At 66.0% G+C, this 19,672-nt stretch carries 15 protein-coding genes and 1 pseudogene; 6 read left to right on the top strand and 10 right to left on the bottom strand.

What is annotated here, in order from left to right:
• The 6 genes from Q1X76_RS07625 to Q1X76_RS07650 all read left to right on the top strand — a co-directional run.
• Nucleotides 1-3,413 (top strand): acyltransferase domain-containing protein (locus Q1X76_RS07625; RefSeq protein WP_300719055.1); only part of this gene is annotated, 3,413 nt, incomplete at its 5' end.
• Between the two features lie 22 nt (nt 3,414-3,435).
• A complete protein-coding gene (locus Q1X76_RS07630; protein ID WP_300719056.1) occupies nt 3,436-4,899 on the top strand; it encodes a TolC family protein in 1,464 nt (487 codons plus the stop codon).
• Nucleotides 4,899-5,792 carry an HlyD family efflux transporter periplasmic adaptor subunit gene (locus Q1X76_RS07635; RefSeq protein ID WP_300719058.1) on the top strand — a complete coding sequence of 298 codons (894 nt, stop codon included), beginning with the start codon at nt 4,899-4,901 and terminating at the stop codon, nt 5,790-5,792. The genes Q1X76_RS07630 and Q1X76_RS07635 overlap by 1 nt, the downstream gene beginning before the upstream one ends.
• A gap of 3 nt (nt 5,793-5,795) precedes the next feature.
• Nucleotides 5,796-7,217 carry an oligosaccharide flippase family protein gene (locus Q1X76_RS07640; RefSeq protein ID WP_300719059.1) on the top strand — a complete coding sequence of 474 codons (1,422 nt, stop codon included), beginning with the start codon at nt 5,796-5,798 and terminating at the stop codon, nt 7,215-7,217.
• A gap of 2 nt (nt 7,218-7,219) precedes the next feature.
• Complete coding sequence (locus Q1X76_RS07645; RefSeq protein ID WP_300719061.1) at nt 7,220-8,194, top strand: 4Fe-4S dicluster domain-containing protein; 975 nt, start codon at nt 7,220-7,222, stop codon at nt 8,192-8,194.
• Complete coding sequence (locus tag Q1X76_RS07650) at nt 8,184-8,672, top strand: FeS-binding protein (protein WP_300719063.1); 489 nt, start codon at nt 8,184-8,186, stop codon at nt 8,670-8,672. The genes Q1X76_RS07645 and Q1X76_RS07650 overlap by 11 nt, the downstream gene beginning before the upstream one ends.
• 410 nt (nt 8,673-9,082) lie before the next feature.
• On the opposite strand, the gene rlmN is transcribed toward Q1X76_RS07650, so the two are convergent.
• The 10 genes and pseudogenes from rlmN to sat all read right to left on the bottom strand — a co-directional run.
• Nucleotides 9,083-10,156 carry a 23S rRNA (adenine(2503)-C(2))-methyltransferase RlmN gene (gene rlmN, locus Q1X76_RS07655; protein WP_300719064.1) on the bottom strand — a complete coding sequence of 358 codons (1,074 nt, stop codon included), beginning with the start codon at nt 10,154-10,156 and terminating at the stop codon, nt 9,083-9,085.
• Between the two features lie 433 nt (nt 10,157-10,589).
• Complete coding sequence (locus Q1X76_RS07660; RefSeq protein ID WP_300719066.1) at nt 10,590-11,924, bottom strand: HD domain-containing protein; 1,335 nt, start codon at nt 11,922-11,924, stop codon at nt 10,590-10,592.
• Between the two features lie 262 nt (nt 11,925-12,186).
• The gene (gene dsrP, locus Q1X76_RS07665; RefSeq protein WP_300719068.1) at nt 12,187-13,353 is read right to left on the bottom strand and encodes a sulfate reduction electron transfer complex DsrMKJOP subunit DsrP; all 1,167 of its coding nucleotides are present in this window, start codon (nt 13,351-13,353) and stop codon (nt 12,187-12,189) included.
• Between the two features lie 12 nt (nt 13,354-13,365).
• Nucleotides 13,366-14,148: a sulfate reduction electron transfer complex DsrMKJOP subunit DsrO gene (gene dsrO / locus Q1X76_RS07670; protein ID WP_300719070.1), complete on the bottom strand. Its 783-nt coding sequence runs from the start codon at nt 14,146-14,148 to the stop codon at nt 13,366-13,368.
• Complete coding sequence (gene dsrJ / locus Q1X76_RS07675; RefSeq protein WP_300719072.1) at nt 14,148-14,531, bottom strand: sulfate reduction electron transfer complex DsrMKJOP subunit DsrJ; 384 nt, start codon at nt 14,529-14,531, stop codon at nt 14,148-14,150. Before dsrJ ends, dsrO begins: the two co-directional genes overlap by 1 nt.
• 4 nt (nt 14,532-14,535) lie before the next feature.
• A complete protein-coding gene (gene dsrK / locus Q1X76_RS07680; protein WP_300719073.1) occupies nt 14,536-16,161 on the bottom strand; it encodes a sulfate reduction electron transfer complex DsrMKJOP subunit DsrK in 1,626 nt (541 codons plus the stop codon).
• Nucleotides 16,162-16,173: 12 nt separating this feature from the next.
• Nucleotides 16,174-17,193: a sulfate reduction electron transfer complex DsrMKJOP subunit DsrM gene (gene dsrM / locus Q1X76_RS07685; protein ID WP_300719075.1), complete on the bottom strand. Its 1,020-nt coding sequence runs from the start codon at nt 17,191-17,193 to the stop codon at nt 16,174-16,176.
• A gap of 23 nt (nt 17,194-17,216) precedes the next feature.
• Complete coding sequence (locus Q1X76_RS07690; RefSeq protein WP_300719076.1) at nt 17,217-17,744, bottom strand: RsbRD N-terminal domain-containing protein; 528 nt, start codon at nt 17,742-17,744, stop codon at nt 17,217-17,219.
• 86 nt (nt 17,745-17,830) lie between these two features.
• The gene (locus Q1X76_RS07695) at nt 17,831-18,808 is read right to left on the bottom strand and encodes a hypothetical protein (RefSeq protein WP_300719077.1); all 978 of its coding nucleotides are present in this window, start codon (nt 18,806-18,808) and stop codon (nt 17,831-17,833) included.
• A gap of 597 nt (nt 18,809-19,405) precedes the next feature.
• Nucleotides 19,406-19,672 (bottom strand): annotated as a pseudogene (gene sat / locus Q1X76_RS07700) (sulfate adenylyltransferase); the annotation flags it as partial.

Raw genomic sequence — 19,672 nt, forward strand, 5'->3', positions numbered from 1 at the left:
CCCTGGCTGCCCCCCTGTGGCCCGGTCTGGAACCCGTGTGGCAAGAGGTCGCGCCCGGCCCGCGCGAGCTGGCCCGTCTGGCCGCGGACGGCGTGCCGGTGCTGCTCTTGCAGGCCCGCGAGGTCGGCCCCTGGGAAGGCATGCTGCTGGCCGGTCCGGCCCCCGCAGCTCCCGAACCGGCACAAGGCGAACTGGCCTGCGACGGCGTGCGCTATGCCGACCTCACGCACGGCGGCGGCATCTGGCATGCCGGCTCGGTCCTGCCCGCCTGGCGGCAGGAGCTGCTGGCCCTGGGCGCGCAGCCCGACGCCGCGGCCCTCGAGGCCATGGGGCAGCGGGGCATCTGGCTGCGGCCGCAGGGCGAGGTGCCGCCCCTGGCCGTCATGTGCTGCGGACAGGGGGCCGTCTGGCCCGGCATGGGCCGCGAGCTCTACGACCATTTCCCCGCGGCCCGGGCCGCCATGGACCGCATCGCGCGCGTGGCCGACTGGGATGTGCTGGCCCTGCTGGACGAGACCGATGTGGAGAAGATCGGCCTGACCCGCTGGCAGCAGCCCTACCTCTTCCTGCTGGAATACGCCCAGTGGAGCCATCTGGCCTCGCTGGGCCTGCGGCCGTCCCTGATCTGCGGCCACAGCCTGGGCGAGCTCATCGCCCTCTGCCTGGCCGGCGTCTATGAGCCGGAAGTGGCCTGGTACATCCTGGACACGCGCTCCACCCACATGGCCGAGCTGGAGGCCCGCGCCACCCGCGAGACCGGCATGATGGCCGTCCCCGCCGAAGCCTCCGTCATCGAAGAGGCCCGCAGGACCTGGCCCCAGCTCTATGTCTCCAATTACAATTCCCCGCGCCAGTTCATCATCAGCGGCCCGCGCGACGTGCTGCTGGAGGCCCGCAAGAGCCTGCGCAAGCGCCGCATCCCGGCCATCATGCTCAACGTGAGCCTGGCCTTCCACCATCCCAGCATGCGCGTGCTGCGCGACATGTCCCTGCGCCGCCTCAACGCCCTGGCCATGCGTGCTGCGCGCATCCCCATGCTCAGCTGCATCACCACGCGCCCCTATCCCGACGACCAGCCCGGCATCTGCGAGCATATCGGCGACCTGGACGAGAATTCCGTGCGCTGGGTGGAATGCGTGCAGGCCATGTGGCAGCGCGACGGTATCCGCCATTTCGTGGAGATGGGCCCGCAGGACACCCTCTGCGGCCTGGTGGGCGACATCGAGCCGCGCGCCCTTTGCCTGGCCGCCGGGCGCAAGGGCCGGGAGGCCGAAGGCATGCGCCAGACCTGCGCACAGCTCTATGCCCTGGGCCATCTGACCCACGCCGGCGTGGCCCGGCACCGGCAGCGCTGGCTGGACGCGACGCCCTCCGCGGCGCCCGTTGCCGCGGGCGCTCCCGTCTCTCCGGCGTCCGCCGCTCCCGCTCCCGGGCGGGAGGAGCTGCCCGAAGCCGCGCGCAAGGTGCTGGCCATCCTGGCCGCCGCCTGCGGCCGGGAGGCCGACGCCCTGCGGCCGGAGATGGACCTGCGCTATGACCTGGCCCTGCGCTCCAGCCGCTTCCCGCTCATCGTGCAGGAAGTGGAGGAATCGCTGGGCATCACGGTGGATTTCGAGGCCCTGCTGCATGTGGCCACGGTGGGCGACCTGCTGCGCGTGCTGGCCCGGCTCTCCGCGTCCGATACGGCGGAGGCGGCGGAGCAGGGCGAAGGCCCGCTGGCCGCGCCGCACCACGGCCGTGGCCAGGATCTGCCGCCCCTGTGCTGTTTCGACCTGGGCTGCTGCGACGGGGACGGACGGCCGCTGCCCCTGGCCCTGGATCCGGCGGCCCGGGGCATGGAAGCCCGGGAGGGCGACGTGCTGGCCGTCTGGGGCCCGGAGGCCCAGCGCCTGCCCCTGGCCGAGCTGCTGGGTTCCCTGGCGCCCCTGGGCATGACCTTCGCCCTGCCCGGCGCGGCCCTGGACGCCTGCCTGCCCCTGGAGGCCCTGGGCGGGCATCTCTACGGCCTGCCCGGCCTGACGGCCCTGACGACCTTGCCCGAGACCCTCCGCCGGGCCTGCGGCCGCCTGGACGGCCTGCTGCTCTGCGCGCCCGCGGACCGCGACCTGCCGGCCGAGGACATGGCGCAGCTCTGCCGTGTGGCCGTGGCCTGCGGCGTGCGTTATGTCTATGCCCTGCGCTGGCTCGCGCCCGGCGGCGAGGCCCGTCCCGCCCCCTGGCAGGAGGCCGGGGAAGCGGCCGCCCGCGAGTTGGGCCTGCCCTGGCGGGTGGTCTGCGTGGATGATGGCGGCCGTCCGGCCATCCCGCGCGAACTGGGCGATCTGCTGGCCCGGGCCCTGACGCACGGCACGGCGGACCGGGTGCTCTGGCGGCGCGCTCCGGCACAGGCCGCCGCGCGCGGCTGGCAGTGGCTGGAACGCCCGGAACTGTTCCCGCGCGTCTTCTCCGCCGCCGTGGCGCATGAGGCCATGCCCTGGCCCGAAGCCGGGCAGCCTTCCTCCCGGCAGATGCTCGCCTGTGCGCAGTTCTCCCGCTATGCCACGCCCCGCCTTTCCGGGCACGGGGCCCTGCCGCCGGAAGGCCTGCCCTGGCTGCCCGTGAGCGAACTCTTGCAGACCATGTTGGAGAGCGGCTGCCTGCAGCTGCCCTGGCTCGCGGCCACGGGCTTTTCCGATCTGCGTTTCGCCGCGCCCCTCTATCTGCCGCAGGGCGTGACCCGCGAATGCCGCATCACGTCCCGTGTCCGCTCCTGGCTCGCGCAGGACGGCGTCATGACGCGCATGTGCCATGTGCGCCTGCAGAGCCGCGATCTGGCGCCCAACCTGCGGCGCATCAACCGTTTTTCGCCCCTGGCGCAGGGCATGGTCTTCCTGGCCGCGGCCGCCGGGGCCCTGCCGTCCCTGTGGTCCGATGACCTGACGGCCTCCGGGCCGGAACTGCCCCTGGAGGATTTCTATGCCGCCTGCGGCATGAGTGCGGACTGGCGCCTGCTGCGGCGTCTGCTCCCGGCGGGCGGGGACATGTGGCAGGGCGAGTTCCGCGCTGCGGCGGAAAGCATTGCCCCTGCAGGCAAATCCGGCTATGATGTTTTGCTGTCTGCGGTGGATGCCATCCTGCAGGCGGCCTGCCGCATCATGGAAGAGACCGTCAGCGGCGGGGCTGCTGCCGGTGCGCGCCTCTGCTGGCCGCGGGACTGGCGTCTGAGCGGCATCGGCTTCATCCGTTTCGCCGACGCCGGCGTGCGCGACGCCGCCCGGACGCCCTGGCGCGTCCAGCTGCGCCGGGGCTGGGACGATGAACGCCTGCAGCGCTACGACGCCCAGGTCGTCGATGCCGGCGGGCAGATACTGCTGACGCTGCACCAGATGGAATTTGAGAAAGACGCCCGGCCCGTGGAAGCCGCCGGGGCCTGATAGCTGTCGCAAGGGAATGACCATGACGAAAAAGATGGTTCGCTGGAAACAGGGGCTGGCGGTGGCCGCCCTGTGCGCCGGGATGGCGCTTTCGGGCTGCGCGTCGCAGAAAGCCGGGTCGGATGCCCCGGAGCTGCCCGCCAAGCACTGGCTGGAAGATGTGCCCGGGGTGCCGGTGGAGAACAAGAGCAAGCTCGAGGCCGTCATCCCCAATCTCTATGACCCGGCCAAGAAGTTCTCCTTTGAGGATTGCGTCTTCCTGACCATCCAGCAGTCGCCCCTGCTGGTCAACAGTGCCGTGGAACTGGAGATCAAGCGCCTGGCCCTGACGGACGCGGTCTGGAAATACCTGCCCGAGCCGCGCATGACCGTGGAAGTGGGCAATACCCTGACCTATTATAATTCCGGCCGGGACGACGTGCCCAGCACCTACGGCAAGGTGGTGCCCCGCATCGGCTTTTACGCGCACTTCCCCAATCCGGTGGAGTCCTACTTCAACCACCAGGCCCAGAAGATCATGGTCAACTTGGCCATCTCCACGCACCGCAAGGCCGTGGGCGAGGCCATCTACAAGGTGGCGCAGGCCTATCTGCGCCTGGAGGCCAAGGGCGAGATATTGCGCATCCAGAAGGAGATGGGACCGCTGGCCAAGGAGACCACCCGCTACTGGGAACAGCTGGAATCCGCCGACGGCCGCCAGGGCGTGGCCCTCAATGTGGCGCGGCAGCATGAGCGCGAAGTGGAGCTGACCAGCGAGCGCATGACTATGGAAGAGGTCATGGAGCGCACCAGCCTCAAGATCCTGGCCGGTGTGGAGCCCCAGCAGCGCCTGAACATCGACAGCCACAGCGCCAACGACATCCTGCGCGGCTTCAGCGGCAAGGATTACCGCTGGGAAGACCGCTGGCTGGTCACCGAGGACAACCTGCTGCTGCGTTCGCAGATCCGTCTGGGGGACTACAACATCATGCTGGCCTGGGCCGAATATGTGCCCGACATGACCATCCGCGTGGACAAGACCCCCCCCGCCGGCCAGTACCAGCCCGCGGACGGGCAGGAAGACTATTTCTGGCGCCTGACCTTCGACTTCCCGCTCATCGACTGGAACCGCCGTTACCGCGGCGTGCAGGCGGCCCGCATGCAGAAGGCCCAGGCCTTCCACGAGCTGTCGCGCAAGCGCACGGACTACTCCAACACCTGGCTGCAGTGCGAACAGCGCGTGGCCCTGGCCGAGACCAACCGGCGTCTGGCCAAGGTCCATTTCGAAACGGCCGAGATGCGCTATAAGGAAGCGCGCATCTCCTTCGAGACCGGCCTGGGCGACATGCCCGCCATGAGTTCCGCGCATGAGGCCATGGTCCAGAGCCGCATCAGGCTGGTGGAAGCCGAACTGGAACACAAGCTGGCCAATCTGGAATGGATGTATGTCGCCAACCTCTTGCAGGAACGCTTCCTGGGCCTCCCTGCCACGGAGATCGAAAAATAATGAAAAGACTGACCCTATTCGGTGCCCTGCTGGCCTGTCTGCTGCTGGCCGTCCCGGCCCTGGCCGTGGAGACCACCGCCACCGGCAAGGTGGTGGCCACCGTGACGCGCGACGTGCGCCTGCCCTTCAATGCCGTCATCGACGAGATCCTTGTCCGCCCCGGCGATGCCGTCAAGGCCGGGGACCCGCTGGTTCGCTACCATCTGCAGGACGAGGCCGAGCGCGTGCTGCAGCGCGAAGTGACCACCGGCGCCGCCACGGAGAGCCTGCGCGGCCAGATCCTGGATCTGGAACGCGAGCTGGTGCAGACGCGCGCCGAGCGCAACCGCGCCAGCCAGCTGGCGGCTTCCGGTCTGGGCTCGCGCCAGGCCCTGGGCCGTCTGGAAGAAAACGTGCGCGCCCTGCAGCACCGCATCGAGCTGACCCAGCTTTCCATCAAGAAGAACGAGGAGATCTTCCAGGCCCGCCTGAAGGAACTGGAAGGCTACTACGGCCAGCCCATCCGCGAAGGGGAACTGCTGCCGGACCAGCTGGTGCTGACCTCGCCCATCGACGGCTATGTGCTGCAGCTCATGTCCAACCTCAATCCCGACGCCATGCTGCCCGCCCAGTCCGCGCCCGTGAGCGTGGGCCAGCTGGACCCGGTGCTGATCCAGGTGCCTGTCTATGAAGGCGATCTGGGCCGCATCCGGGAAGGCGGCCATGCCCGGGTGGAGATCCCCTCGCTGGGCAACAAGGCCTTTTCGGCCACCATCACCGAGATCTCGTGGATCTCGTCGGACATGGACGTGGCCAAGCCCTCCTATTACACCGTGGAACTGACCGTGCCCAACGGCCAGCTCGAACTCAAGCCCGGCTTCAAGGCCCTGGTGCGCTTCGGAGCCGCCGAGTAGTCCATGAAGCTGAAGAGCCTGCCGCGCCAGCTGGGCTACATCCTGGGCGCCCAGTGGACCCGGGACCTCTCCTGGACCATCTTCACCATCCTGCTGGCACGGCGCAGCCCCGAGATGCTGGGGCAGATCGCCGTGGCCCTGTCCTGCGGCTATCTGGTCAAGACCGTCTCGGACGTGGGGCTCAACGACTTCCTGCTCTCCACCTTCGCCCGCCGCGAGGAGCGCCCCCGCACCCTGCTGGGCGAGGTGACGGGCCTCAAGACCTGCTTCATGCTGCTGGCCCTCACGGTCACCTGGTTCGTGACGGGCTGGCTGGACTACAGCTTCGAACTGCGGCTCATCGTCCTGTCCATCGCCACGGGCTTCGGGCTGGACGGGGTGACGGATTCCTTCTTCGCCCTCTGCCAGGCCCGGGGCCGTCAGGATGTGGAGATGCGCATCCGCGTGCCCTCGGCCCTGCTGGGCATCGGTTACGGCATCGTCTGCGTGCTGGCCGGCGCGCCCCTGATCTTCATCGCCCTCTACAAGCTCATCGAATCCGTCCTCTGCACGGGCTTCGCCTTCCGGGCCCTGGGCCGCAATCCCTTCGTGGGCTTCGGTTACGACAATGTGCGCGACCTGGCCGTGAAGATGAAGAGCGGCTTCATCTTCACCATCATGGCCGCCTGCGCCATGTTCTACAACAAGATCAACGTCTTTTTCCTCAAGAACTACGGCGGCGACGCGGCCGTGGGCGGCTACAACGTGGCCTGGGAGACCGTGGAGGGTCTGTCCGTGCTGGTCTCCAGCGCGTTGCTCGGCAAGGTCATCTTCCCGCTGCTGGCGCGCTACTGGGCCCAGGACAGGGCGGCTTTCCGCCAGCTGGCGGGGCAGACGGCCCGTTCCCTCTGGGCGGCCTCCCTGCCGCTGATCTTCCTGATCTGCGTGGAGAGCGACCGCTTCCTGCCCACCATCTACGGCCCGGGTTACGAGATGGCCGCCACGGCCCAGCGCCTGCTGACCCCCTGTCTGGCCACGGCCTTTTTGCACAATCTGGCCGCCTACGCCATGATCGGCATGCGCAAGCATACCCTGCTGCTCTTCTTCTATCTGAGCGGACTGGTGGTGAACATCGTCTGCTGCCTGACCATCATCGAACCCATGCCGCTGGAAGGGGCCGCGCTTTCCCTGACCGCCACCAAGGTCTGGGTGGCCATACTGACCGTGGGCTATTTCCAGTGGGTGGCCCGGCCCATGAGCCTGGCGCAGTGGCTGCTGATGCTGCTGGCCGTGGCCGTGGCCGTGGGCCTGTGGTGGTCCCTGGGCATGGTCCTGGCCCTGCCGCGCGAGGTGGCGGAACTGGCCGGCCTGCTGCCCCTGCTGGCCCTGTTCTGGTACTGGCGGCCGCCGCCGGCCTTTGAAAAGGAGCAACGTCAGGAGGCGTGACCATGGAACGACGCGGCTTTCTCAAATCTCTGGCAGGCGCCGGTCTGGGGCTGGGCATGTTGCCGGCCTGGGGAGCCGCGACCCCGGCGCAGGCGGCCGATGCGGATGCCTGGCGCGCCGTGGTCATGGACGTGGATGCCTGTACGGGCTGCGGCGCCTGCGTCCGGGCCTGCCATGAGCGGACGGCCGCCCGGGTCCCCCGGCCGGTGTCGCCCATCCCGGTCTCCCGCTGGGGACGGGACAGGCGTTCCGACTGGTGGGAGCGACGCCAGCTCACCGACCGCCTGACGCCCTACAACTGGCTCTATCTGCAGACCTGCACGGTGCAGACCGCCCGGGGCGAGCGCCAGGTCTTCATGCCCCGCCGCTGCCTGCAATGCCTCAACCCGCCCTGCGTCAGCCTCTGCCCTTTGGGTGCGGCCCGGCAGCGCGTCACCGGCGCCGTCTATACGGAGACTTCCCTGTGCTTCGGCGACGGCCAGTGCGTCGCCGTCTGCCCGTGGCACATCCCGCGCCTGCAGTCCGGAGTGGGGCCCTACCTGCATCTGGCGCCCGGCTATCTGGGCTACGGGCAGACCTTCAAGTGCGATTTTTGCGAGGACATCATCGCCGGTGACCGGCCGCCGCTCTGTGTGGCCGCCTGTCCGCACCAGGCGCAGCATTTCGGTCCCTACCGGGAGATGGTGGCCCTGGCCCGACAGATGGCGGACGAGCGCCGCGGCGATCTTTTCGGCCTGCGGGAAAACGGCGGCACCTGCCTGATCTATGTCTCTTCCATCCCCTTCCGGGATATCGAGGCCGCCCTGCTGCGCCAGGGCCTGATCTCTCCCGGGCGGCCCAGCCTGCGCCCGGTGGGGGCCAGTCTGGAGCGCGAGAACAGGCTCGTGGGCACGGTGCTGGCCGCGCCCCTGGCCGGCGCCGCCCTGGCCGGTCTGCGTCTGCTGCGCGATCACTGGAGCGAGAAACATGAGGATTGAGCGCCGCCCCCTGTTCGGCTTCCCCTTCCGTCTGCTGTGGCGGCTCAGCGTGGCCTGGGCGGCCGTCAGCGGTTTCGCGCATCTGCCCCTGATCTTCCGCTATCTGGAGGGATGCTTCCCCCGGCTGCATCCCATAGGCGAGTCAGGGGCCGTGCCCCATTACTGGGCGGCCGCGGCCATGCTCTGTCTGGCCAGCTACGCCGGCATCGTCTGGCTGGTGCGCGGGACGCGCAGCTACAGCCTGACCTTTTTCGGCATGCTGCGCCTCGTGCTCCTGGCCCTGCTCATGCTTTCGGGCCTGGGCCTGCTGCTGCACAATCTGCAGGATTTCACCTTTTACGGTCCGGTGTACACGCTCATCAAGCATACCCATCTGGGCTGCGCCCTGTTCTGGGCCCTGCTGGTGCTGGTACGCTTCGCCCGTCGCGGCCTGTGGTGGGACCGTCGTCGCAAGCCCGGGCGGCAGGCCCGCGTGTGAGTCCGTCGCACGCTCCGGTACCGTCCCCCGCCAGCGACTGCCCCATACGACAAAAAAAGACGCCTTCAGGGCGTCTTTTTTGTCTGTCACGCGTTACTACTATGCTGAAATAAAAATTAGTTTCAGAAACGGAGACGTTCGTCCCTGTTTGTCCACAAAAATTGGGCGGTTTTTGGGGAAGATGGGAGAGTTCGAGAGGGAAGGGGCCCTTTGGGGCCGCACGCAGCGATCCAAAGGACGGCCCGCAGGGCCGTGCCCGTTGCGACGCAGGAAGCTACGGGCATCGACAGCAACGCGCGACCGGATGGCGACCCGCAGGGCCGTGCCCGTTGCGACGCAGGAAGCTACGGGCATCGACAGCAACGCAAAGGGCCTGTCGCCCCCCAGACAGAAGCCAGTGAGTCCCGGGCCTAGGCCTCGCCCCCGGCCCCGTTCCGGCAGGCGGCCTTGAGCTGGCCGCAGGCGGCCTTGATGTCCTGCCCCTTGCTCTTGCGGATGATGGCCGTGATGTTGCGGTCCCAGAGGAACTGCTCGAAGGCCAGCACCCGTTCCGGCGAGGGGGCCTGGTAGGGATCGCCCTCGGAGGGATTGTAGACGATGAGGTTGAGCTTGCCCTTGACCTCGCTGACCACGCGGGCCAGCTGCCGGGCCTGTTCCAGGCCGTCGTTGACGCCGCCCAGCAGCAGGTATTCGAAGGTGATGCGTTCGCGGGTCTTGAGCGGATAGGACTTGAGGGCCCGGAGCAGGTCTTCCAGGGGCCAGCGGGCGGCCTTGGGCATGATGCGGGCGCGCAGCTCCTGGGTGGGCGCGTGCAGGGAGACGGCCAGATAGGCCAGACCGCTCTCGCCCAGCTCGCGCAGGCCCTTTTCGATGCCGCAGGTGGAGACCGTGATGCGGCGGGGCGAGAAGTTGAGGCCCTTGTCGTTGTTGAGGCTCTCCAGGGCGCGCATGACGTTCCTGAGGTTGAGCAGGGGCTCGCCCATGCCCATGAAGACCAGGTTGCGCAGCACGGGCCAGTCCGGGCGGGTATCGCCCAGATAGTCGCGGGCCACCAGGATCTGGCCCAGGATCTCGCCCATGGTCATGTTGCGTTCGAAGCCCATGGTGCCGGTGCTGCAGAAGGTGCAGGCCATGGCGCAGCCCACCTGCGAGGACAGGCATTGCGTCCAGCGGCGGATGCCCTCGCGCGAGTCGCTGGGGATGAGCACGGTCTCCACTTCCGCGCCGTCCTGCAGGCGCAGCAGGAACTTGGTGGTATCGTCGCTGCTCTGTTCCACGGTGACGATCTCGGGCCAGCGGATCTCGGCGCACTGGGCGAGGCGCTCCCGGCAGGCCTTGGAAACATTGGTCATGGCGTCGAAGTCACGGGCCATCTTCTGCCAGATCCATTGCCAGACCTGGACGGCGCGGAATTTGGGCTCGCCCAGTTCGTCCTGCATCCAGTCGCTGAGTTCGGGCAGGGTGTAGTCGAGGAGGTTGATCATGCTGTCGGAGGGCTGCCACGGCAGGGCACGGCCGTGGGTTGGAGGTGGAACGGTGGCGCTCCCGTCCGCCGGCCGGGGCGCGGGAGAAGTGTGGACCGGTCGTCAGGGACGGCTCTCCCCGTCCACCGGGCCGGGCGCTGCGGCCGGGATCCCGGCACGGCGCAGCGCGCAACGCGGCGGGGCGCTGGCCGTCCGTGTCCGCTGTGGTGCGCTGCGGCCAGAGAACAGGAGAGGGAGAGGGGACGGCGGACGCCGTGCTTCCCTCTCCCTGAAAACATCTGCGGGAGCGCCCGGAGGCGATCCGTGCCCGGCCCCCTGTCCCGGCTCGGGGCCGCGGCCCGGGAGCCTGCGCCGCCCTCGTGCCGGGGAGGCCGGCGGCCTGCCGGATGCGGCGGGAAAGGCCGCTGCCGGTAGCTGGAGGGCTGTCCTGTCTCTAGCCCACGGATCTGCGGGCGTATTCGCGCACGAAGGCCACGGCGGATTCCAGGTCCGTGACCTCGCCCGCGATCTGGGCCTGGAGCAGGGCGTCGCGGATGACGCCCACCAGCGGGCCGGGGGCCAGCTTGGTCTCGCTCATGATCTCATTGCCGTTGAGCAGGGGTTCCAGCATCTGCTCGGGGGTCTCGGCGCGCTTCAGGTACTTCATATTGTGGTTGAAGTAGGTGTAGCTGCCGTCACGGGCCTGGATGTCGGCGCGGGACATGGCGATGAGGCGCGGATACTCGTCCAGGGCCTTGAAGCGGCGGATGCCGCGGTCCGTGAGCATGAAGTGGAAGCGCATGTGATAGCGCACCAGATGGCAGAGCAGGTCGATGTCCTCGGGGCTGAAATGCAAGCGGCGCAGGATCTTGCGCGTGACCTTGGCGCCCACGCGGTGATGCTGGTAGAAGGTCCAGTTGCCGTCGAAATATTCGCCGGTGAAGAGCTTGCCCACATCGTGGAAGAGCATGGCCATGGTGCCGAGCCAGTCGTAGTGGAAGCCTTCCTCGGGGTAGTGGCGCATGCATTCCAGGGTGTGGTCGAAGACCGTCTCCTCGGTGTCGTCATCGTCGTTGCGGCGCTGGCGGATGCAGGCCAGGGCGGCCACTTCGGGGATGAGGCCCTGGAGGATGTGGGCGTCGAACATCAGCTTCACGAAGCGGTGCATGGATTCGGCGGCCACCTTGCGCCATTCGTCCATGATGTCGGCGGCGGGCACATAGTCCAGCACGCGGGACGAGGAACGCACGATGGCGAGCCAGGTATTGGGCTCGATGGGGATGTCGAAGTTGGCGGCGAAGCGCAGGGCCCGGATGGCCAGCAGGTAGTTGTGGCGCAGGGTCTCGTCCGGCAGGCCGGTGAGCTGGATCAGGCCGCCCTTGACGTCCATGAAGCCGTCGTAGACGTCGCCGGTGGGGGCCGGGCTGCCGAAACCGGTCATGCGCAGCTGCAGGCGCTCCTGGGGTTCCAGCATGCTGGCCATGGTGGGCGTGATGCGCAGCAGGGAAAGTTCGGGGTGGCTGGCATCCTCCACTTCCAGGGCATAGAAACGGAAGAGCACGCCGTCCTTCTCCATCTGGGCGATGGCGCGCTGTTCCGGCTCCACGCGGACTTCGGGGAAGAGCTTGAGAAGCGTCTCAAGATCGGGCTCACAGGCGATGTCCACAGCCAGCTTTTTGCTGTGCTTCAAAAGACGCTCCTGCACGGGCGCATTGATGACGTGGGCGTCATAACCGTTGCGCAGCAGGGTTTTGCAGATGGTGATGGCGTCTTTTAGCGCTTTTTCCATGAAAAACTCCTCAAGCGGCAGTGCCGCGACCAGGGAAGACCCCGGCATGCATGCAGAATGAAGGCCCGCACACAAGGCAGGCCGTTCATTCAAGTATCGGCGGCAACGGGGGCAAAGTCAAGCAGCTCTGCCCGTCGCGACCGGCGGCGTCACGCTTTTCCGGGCGGGGCCGCGGGGCGGGGCAGTCGGGCAGAGGGCAGGCATGGGCGCAAAAAAAGGCCCTGTGCAGCGCACAGGGCCTTTGCAAGGCGGGGACGGGAACCTAGTCGCCGAAGTGACCGGATTCGCGCTTCACGCCCAGGGCGATCTTCCAGAGCAGGGAGAGCACCAGGGCGCCCACGGAGTACACGCCCAGGGCCACGATGATCTCACGGCCGGTGGGAGCGTATTCGGTGATGGTCTCGAACATGTTGGGGGTGAAACCGCCGATGAGCAGGCCCAGGCCCTTGTCGATCCAGGTGGCGGCCACCAGCATCACCAGGGCCAGGGGCAGCAGGGGACCGGTGCGCCACTGCGGCGGGATGAGGATGACCAGGGAAGCGGCGGCCATGAACACGGCGGCCCACATCCAGTTGGTCACCCAGGCCACATGGCCTTCATGGCCGGCGAACAGGAAGACCAGCGGGTGCTGATGACCGGGGATGCCACTGTAGAACGCGGTGAAGACTTCCAGCAGGTAGAAGAACACGTTGATGCACATGGCATAGGTGATGATCGTGGTCAGGGTCTTCACGGCTTCGCGACCGGGGTCGAAATTGGTGAGACGACGCACGATGAGGATCAGCAGCAGCAGGATGGCGGGACCAGAGCAGAACGCCGAGGACAGGAAGCGGGCGGCCATGATGGCGGTGAGCCAGTAATGGCGGCCGGGGATGCCGGCGTACAGGAAGGCGGTCACGGTGTGGATGGAGAAAGCCCAGATGATGGAGAGGTAGATCAGCGGCTTGATCCACTTGGGCGGTTCCACGTCATGGCGTTCGGCTTCCAGGGTGACCCAGCCGATGACGGCATTGAGGGTCAGGTAGCCGATGAGCACGATCATGTCATAGAACATGACCGAATTGGGCGTGGGGTGCAGCAGCACGTTGAGCATGCGCTGGGGCTGGCCCAGGTCCACCACGATGAAGAGGGCGCACATGACCACGGCCGCGATGGCCATGAATTCACCGAAGATGATCATGCGCTTGAACTTCTTGTAGTGATGGAAGTAGGCGGGCAGCACCAGCATGACGGCGGAGGCGGCCACACCCACAAGGTAGGTGAACTGCGAGATGTACAGGCCCCACGAGACATCGCGGCTCATGCCGGTGATGGAGAGGCCTTCCTGCAGCTGCTGCAGGTAGACCAGGCCGCAGCCGGCGATGACAGCGAGCAGGAAGAGCAGCCACAGGTAATAGGTCTTGGGACCGGTAAGCAATTTTTCAAGCATGGCCTGTTCTCCCTAGATGAGGTAGTAAACGCCGGGCTGGGTGCCCAGATTGGGCTTGCGGCGAATGCTGTAGTTGGAGGCAAGGGCCTTGCACACATCGGACTTGGGATCGTTGAGATCGCCGAAGAGGATGCGGCCGCCGGCGGCTTCCACGCAGGCGGGCATCTGGCCCACGGCCAGACGTTCGGCGCAGAAGGTGCACTTTTCCACCACGCCGATCATGCGGGTGGGGTAGGCGGGGTTCGGCACGGGGTCGCTCAGGTACTTGCGCGGATCCACGAAGTTGAAGGAGCGGGCGCCGAACGGACAGCCGGCCATGCAGAAGCGGCAGCCGATGCAGCGGTGGTAGTCCATGGCGATGATGCCGTCTTCCATCTGATAGGTGGCCTGGGTGGGGCACACGCGCACGCAGGGCGGATTGGTGCAGTGGTTGCACAGCAGGGGGTAGACGGCGTCCTTCACGCGCGAGGTCAGATGGTCGTTGAGGTCGTCAGGGAAGGCGTGGTCGAATTTTTCGAGCCACATCCATTTGATCTCCTTGTGACCTTCCATGCTGGGCACGTTGTGGGCCTTGTGGCAGGCTTCGATGATGGGAGCGTATTCCTTGGCGTTCTTGAAGGCGCGGGTGTCGATGACCATGGCCCAGCGCTTGGCCTTGAGGGCCTTGGCATTGGACTCATAGGAGCCGATGCGCGCACCGGCCTGGGCAGAGCCGGCCAAGGCAGCCATGCCGCTGCTCAGGGCAAAGACCGAAAGGCCCGCCACCTTCAGAAAGGATCTTCTGCTTTTGTTCATTACTTGTTCCCCTTGGGCAGGATGTGGCAGGTCCAGCAGTAGGGATCGACGCTGTTGGACAGATGGCACTTGTCGCAGAACTCTTCGTAGTTGTTGTGGCACTTCAGGCAGGTGTTCTGCAGGCTGATGGTCCACTTCTTGCCGGTGGACGACACATAGACGCGGTTTTCATAGCGCAGGGCCTGGTCGCGCCAGTCGTTGAGCAGGTACATATGCTCGGCGCGCATGTACTCGACGGGTTCCACGCATTCCTTTTCGTTCTGGGGCAGGACGATGGCGGGACGCTTGTAGTCCTTGGTGCCGCCGAAGTTGGCCCAGAAGGGGGTGGAGAACAGGACCGCGAAAACGAGGATCCCAAGAATGACAGCTTTGGCGTTGTACATGTTGTTATTCCTCCTCGGCCTCGGCGGTCACATTGGGCAGGTCTTCCTGGCGCAGGTCCATGGTGCGCTGGCATTCGCCCTTCATGACCAGGGCGTTGGCCACCAGCTCATGCAGACCGCTCACGGTCACGCCGGGCGCCCAGTAGTTGGCCAGGGGCGGCAGGGTGGCACGGTCGATGGCGCAGACGCAGGCCATGTGATTGACGCCGTACTTTTGCTGCACATAGCGCAGGGCGTTGCCGCGGGGCATGCCGGAACGCATGCGCAGTTCCATGATCTCTTCGGTGTTCAGGCCGGAACCGGCGCCGCAGCAGAAGGTCTGCTCGCGGATGGTGTTCTCGGGCATTTCCACGAAGTTGTTGCACACGGCCTTGAGCACGTAACGGGGTTCTTCCAGCAGACCCATGCCGCGGGCGGGGTTACAGGAGTCGTGGAAGGTGGTGATGATGTGGTCGTTACGGCTGGGATCCAGGTTCAGCTTGCCGTGTTTGATGAGGTCGGACGTGAACTCGGTGATGTGCACCATCTTGGTGGCGGCCGCGTTGGTGAACTTGGTGCCGGTGATGGGCGAGGTGGGCACGTCCATCATGCAGGACGGGGCCGGGCCGTTGTAGGTGGCCATGTACTGGTTGATGACGCGCCACATGTGGCCGCATTCGCCGCCCAGGATCCACTTGACGCCCAGACGTTCGGCTTCGGCGTACATCTTGGCGTTGAGCTTCTTGGCCATGTTGAAGGTGGTGAAGGAACCGAAGTTGCCGCCTTCAGAGGCATAGGTGGAGAAGGTGTAGTCCAGATCCAGTTCGTGGAACAGCATCAGGTAGCCCATGAAGGTATAGATGCCGGGGTCCGCGAAGACGTCGCCGGAAGGCGTGATGAACAGGATCTCGTGGCCCTTTTCGTTGAAGGGGGTCTTGGGACGGATGCCGGTGATGGTCTCGCAGTCATCGGCCAGCATCTCCACGATCTCCACGAAGGAGTGGGGCTGGATGCCCAGGTGGTTGCCCGTGAAGGAACAGTTCTTCACCGGGTCCATGATCCAGTGGATGCCCAGGCCCACTTCATGCAGCAGTTCGCGCACGATGGCCGTGATCTCGGCGGTGTCGATGCCGTAGGGGCAGAACAGCGAGCAGCGGCGGCATTCGGTGCACTGGTAGGCGTAGTAGAAGAGTTCCTTCACCACGTCCTTGTCCCAGCCGCGGGCGCCGGCGCGTTTGCCGAGGATCTTGCCCAGCTTGGTGTAGTCGCGGCGGTACAGGGAGCGCAGCAGCTCGGCACGCAGCACGGGCATGTTCTTGGGGTCGTTGGTGCCCAGGAAGAAGTGGCACTTGTCGGCACAGGCGCCGCAACGCACGCAGATGTCCATGAAGAGCTTGAGGGAGCGGTGCTTCTGCAGGCGGTCCTCAAAGGCGTCACAGAGGATCTGTTCCCAGTTCTCGGGCAGGTTCCAGTCCTCGGCCGCCGGATCCCAATCGTGGGGATTGGGCATGTGCAGCAGCTCCATGGTTTCCTTCTTGGCCGGATAGCAGTAGCTGCCCGGCGCAAACTGGGGCTTGATGTCCAGCCAGGGTTCCGAGGGAAACTCGGGACGGCTGGCGATGAGTTCTTGTGGCGTAGGTAATTTAGCCATGATGTCAGCTCCTTACTCGGCCTTGGAAGAGGGCTGCTTTTCCAGCGGCAGGCCGGCGTCGGCCATGGCATCGCGGTAAACGTCCTCGTATTCAGCATAGGTGAAGTACTGCTTGGGCGGGTTCCAGGGGTTCACGTGGCGCACTTCACGGGTATTGGTGGGAAGGTTGCGCGTGGGGCTGAAGAACACGCCGGGCATGTGCATGAGCTTGGAGAAGGGGAAGTACAGCAGCAGCACGCTGACAAAGGCCAGATGCATGAAGAAGAGCGGGCTGATGCCGTCGGGGGCCACGGGCGAGAAGTGCACCAGACCCATGATGAAGACCTTGACCTGGGCGATGTCGGTCTTGTCGAAGTAGCGCATGCAGATACCGCTCAGAACGATGCCCAGGATGAGGAACAGGGGGAAGTAATCGTTCATCAGGGAGATGTAGCGCAGGCGCTGGTTGACCAGACGGCGGGTCAGCAGGAAGATCACGGCCACCAGCAGCAGGCCGCCGGTCCAGTAGAAGCGGGGGGAGCCGACCTGCATGATGCCGTCGATGCTTTCCACGAAGCCCAGCCAGCCGGGCACCGGATCCATGAAGAAGCGGAAATGGCGCACGAAGACCAGCAGGAAGCAGTAGTGGAACAGCAGGGCGAAGAACCACAGCCATTTGGAGGAGTAGTAAATGACGCGGGGCCCCTTGCTCACGGGGTCGAATTCACGCACGTCGGCCGCGGTGTTGCGGAACAGCGAACGGAAGAAGCAGACTTCCAGGAACATGCGCACCACCACACCGAACTTGGTGTTGGGGCAGTCCCACTTCTCCTGTTTGATGAAGTCCAGCGACTTTTCCTGGCCCCCGGTCGTGGGGATGCTGAACGGCACGGGCGATTTGGCCCAGTAAACCATGCGCCAGATGACGCCCACGAAAAAGGTGACTACCGCCACATAGGGCAAAACCACGCCGAACAGGTACGCCAGACCAACGGCCGACCCTGCCCAGGCAATGGCCCCGATGAGCGCCACCACCAGCAATGATGCGAACATTCCCTACCTCGCTTCGAAGAGTGTTAGCCTTTGCCCGAAACCGGGCTGCCATCCACCGATTGCGCCCAGCGCACCAGCTGGGCATGTTGATTGCGTATTTCGGCAATGCGCGTTTCCGCCAGGGTCTCGCGCGCTGCCGAATACAAATCGAAGGCCAGCAGCGTGACGCTGTCCAGCCGGGATTCCGCGTCCAGATATTCCGCCAGGTCTTCCTTTTCCTGGCAGAGGGGAAGGATGTGTTCTCGCAGCAGGGGCTTCATGAGGAAGAAGACCCCCAGGCCCTGGCTGGGCGTGTACTGCTGCACGGCGCGCAGGCGCACGAAGCGGTCCAGGGCCTGCTTGATCTTGGGCGGCGTGATGTGCTCCCCGGCGATGACGTCGTAGAGGAGCCCCGCCGCTTCCCTGGTCATGTCCCCCACCGGATTGGTGAAAGGATCGGTCTTGGTGCGCAAAAAGCCAGTCGTTTGCAGGGGATAGGTGTCATAGACCGCATTGATCCACTGTTCGACGATGACAGCGCGCTGCTCACGGAAAATTTTTTGTGCGTTCATGGTCATACTTCGGCAAAAGGGTAAACGGGCATTCCTATAAAGTGCCCGGCGTGTCTCGTCAAGTTCCCGACCGTTCCGGGCGGGATTCAGGGGCAGGGCGCGGGGCCGCCGCACTGCCCGGCCACCTGCGGTTCCAGGGGCAGGCCGGCGTCGGGGAAGGCCGGGCCCGTGGCGGGCGAGAATCGGATGACCGGTTCCCCGGTGCGGGCCGGTGCGGGCGGCTGGGCCTGCTTCCTGAGCATGGCGGGCAGGCCGCGATACTCGAAGAAGGGCACCGTGCGCGAGCCCGCGCTGAAAATATGGGCCCGGTTGCGCTGCAGCCGCAGGCGCAGGCCCCACTGGCCCGGATGCAGGAAGGCCCAGGGGCCGGGCTCGTCCACGTCCTGGCAGCCGGCCACGGCCTCCCTGAGGCTCCTGCCTTCTTCCAGCAGGGCCAGCATGCGTTCCACGCGGGCCACATCGGCATCGTTTTCCGCCACCGGGCAGAAGGCCACGTCCACGCTGCCCGAGAGCAGGTTGATGCCTTCGCGGCAGGCCGCGCAGGACGGGGAGAAAAACATGCGCACCGTGGCCTGGTCCGGGTTCTCGCTGACGGTCCAGACATCGCCCTGCAGGCGCAGCACCTGACCGGCGTTGACCACGAACAGCACCAGCCAGACGGCCAGCAGCAGCGGCAGCCGCGCCGCGTGGCGCTGGTCCCGGTGCAGCGCCCGGCCGAAGAGCCAGTAGGTCAGGGCGAAGAAGCAGGCCACCACCAGGCAGCTGACGCAGGGCGCGGTCAGCGCCATGAGCAGGAGCAGGAGCACATCGGCCAGCAGGATCAGGCCCGCCAGCCTGTGCCCCGCCGGCACGGCCCCCAGGAGGGCCAGGCAGAGCAGGGCGGCGAAAGCGGCCGCGCCGATCCACCACAGGGAAAGACCGGCGATGACAAGATCCTGATACAGGGAGCAGCCCGCCGTGACACAGAAGGCCACCTCGTTGCCGAGGGCCGTCCAGAGGCAGAACAGCATGCCCAGAAAGGCGGACGCCAGCGCGCCGCCGGGGATCCCGTAGGCCTGTTTCATGGCTCTCCTTGGTGAAAGAACTCCGCCCGGCATACGCGGACGCACACCTCTGTATAATTCATAATGCCGTGTCCGTAAAGGCATTTTATCCCGGCTGGCGGCCGCTGTTTGTGCAAGATGCATGATGACGGTGACCGGGGAAGGGAAAAAGGAGCATCACGGGGATGCGGGAGCGCTGCGGATGCGGATCATTCTGCACGAAGGGGAAGACGCAGTAAAAAAATCTTTTCCATCATCATGGTGCAAGATGCTGCCACTGCGCAAAAGCATCATGGGAGGAAGGCTGTCATATAGTTCACACACCTGTTTGGACGCTGTCTTGTCCCGCAAGCAACGCTGCTACAGTGAAGGGGAACATTGTGAATCCGTGCACGACAGGCGCACTATGGATGCGGCAGGCTCGGACTGGTCGCGGACAGGCGGACGCAGGCGGGCCTTTGTCCCCGCCTGTGGGGGCGGGCTGCGCGGGCGCGCCTCGCACGGCCTTGCCGCAGCTTCGTCCCGCGCCCCGGGACGGACCAGGCGGGAGGGCAAAAAAAGGGGCGCCCCCGAAGGGGCGCCCGCAGTCAGGATCTCGCAGGGAAAACCCGGCGATGCTTACATGGTGGAACCGGAAGCAGCGCGCTGCATCTTGATTTCGACCTTTTCGGTCAGGCTGCCATAGTATTCGCGCAGGATGGCGAGCACTTCTTCGCGGCCGAAATGATCCGGCACTTCCGCGCCTTCGGAGAGCATCTTGCGCAGTTTGGTACCGGACAGGATGACGCGGTCTTCCTTGCCGTGGGGGCAGGTGCGCATGGAGGCCATGCCGTCGCACTTCTTGCAGTAGAAGGTCCAGTCGATGTTCAGCGGCTGGCAGAGCAG

Source organism: uncultured Desulfovibrio sp., from assembly GCF_949282365.1.
Lineage (GTDB): Bacteria > Desulfobacterota > Desulfovibrionia > Desulfovibrionales > Desulfovibrionaceae > Desulfovibrio.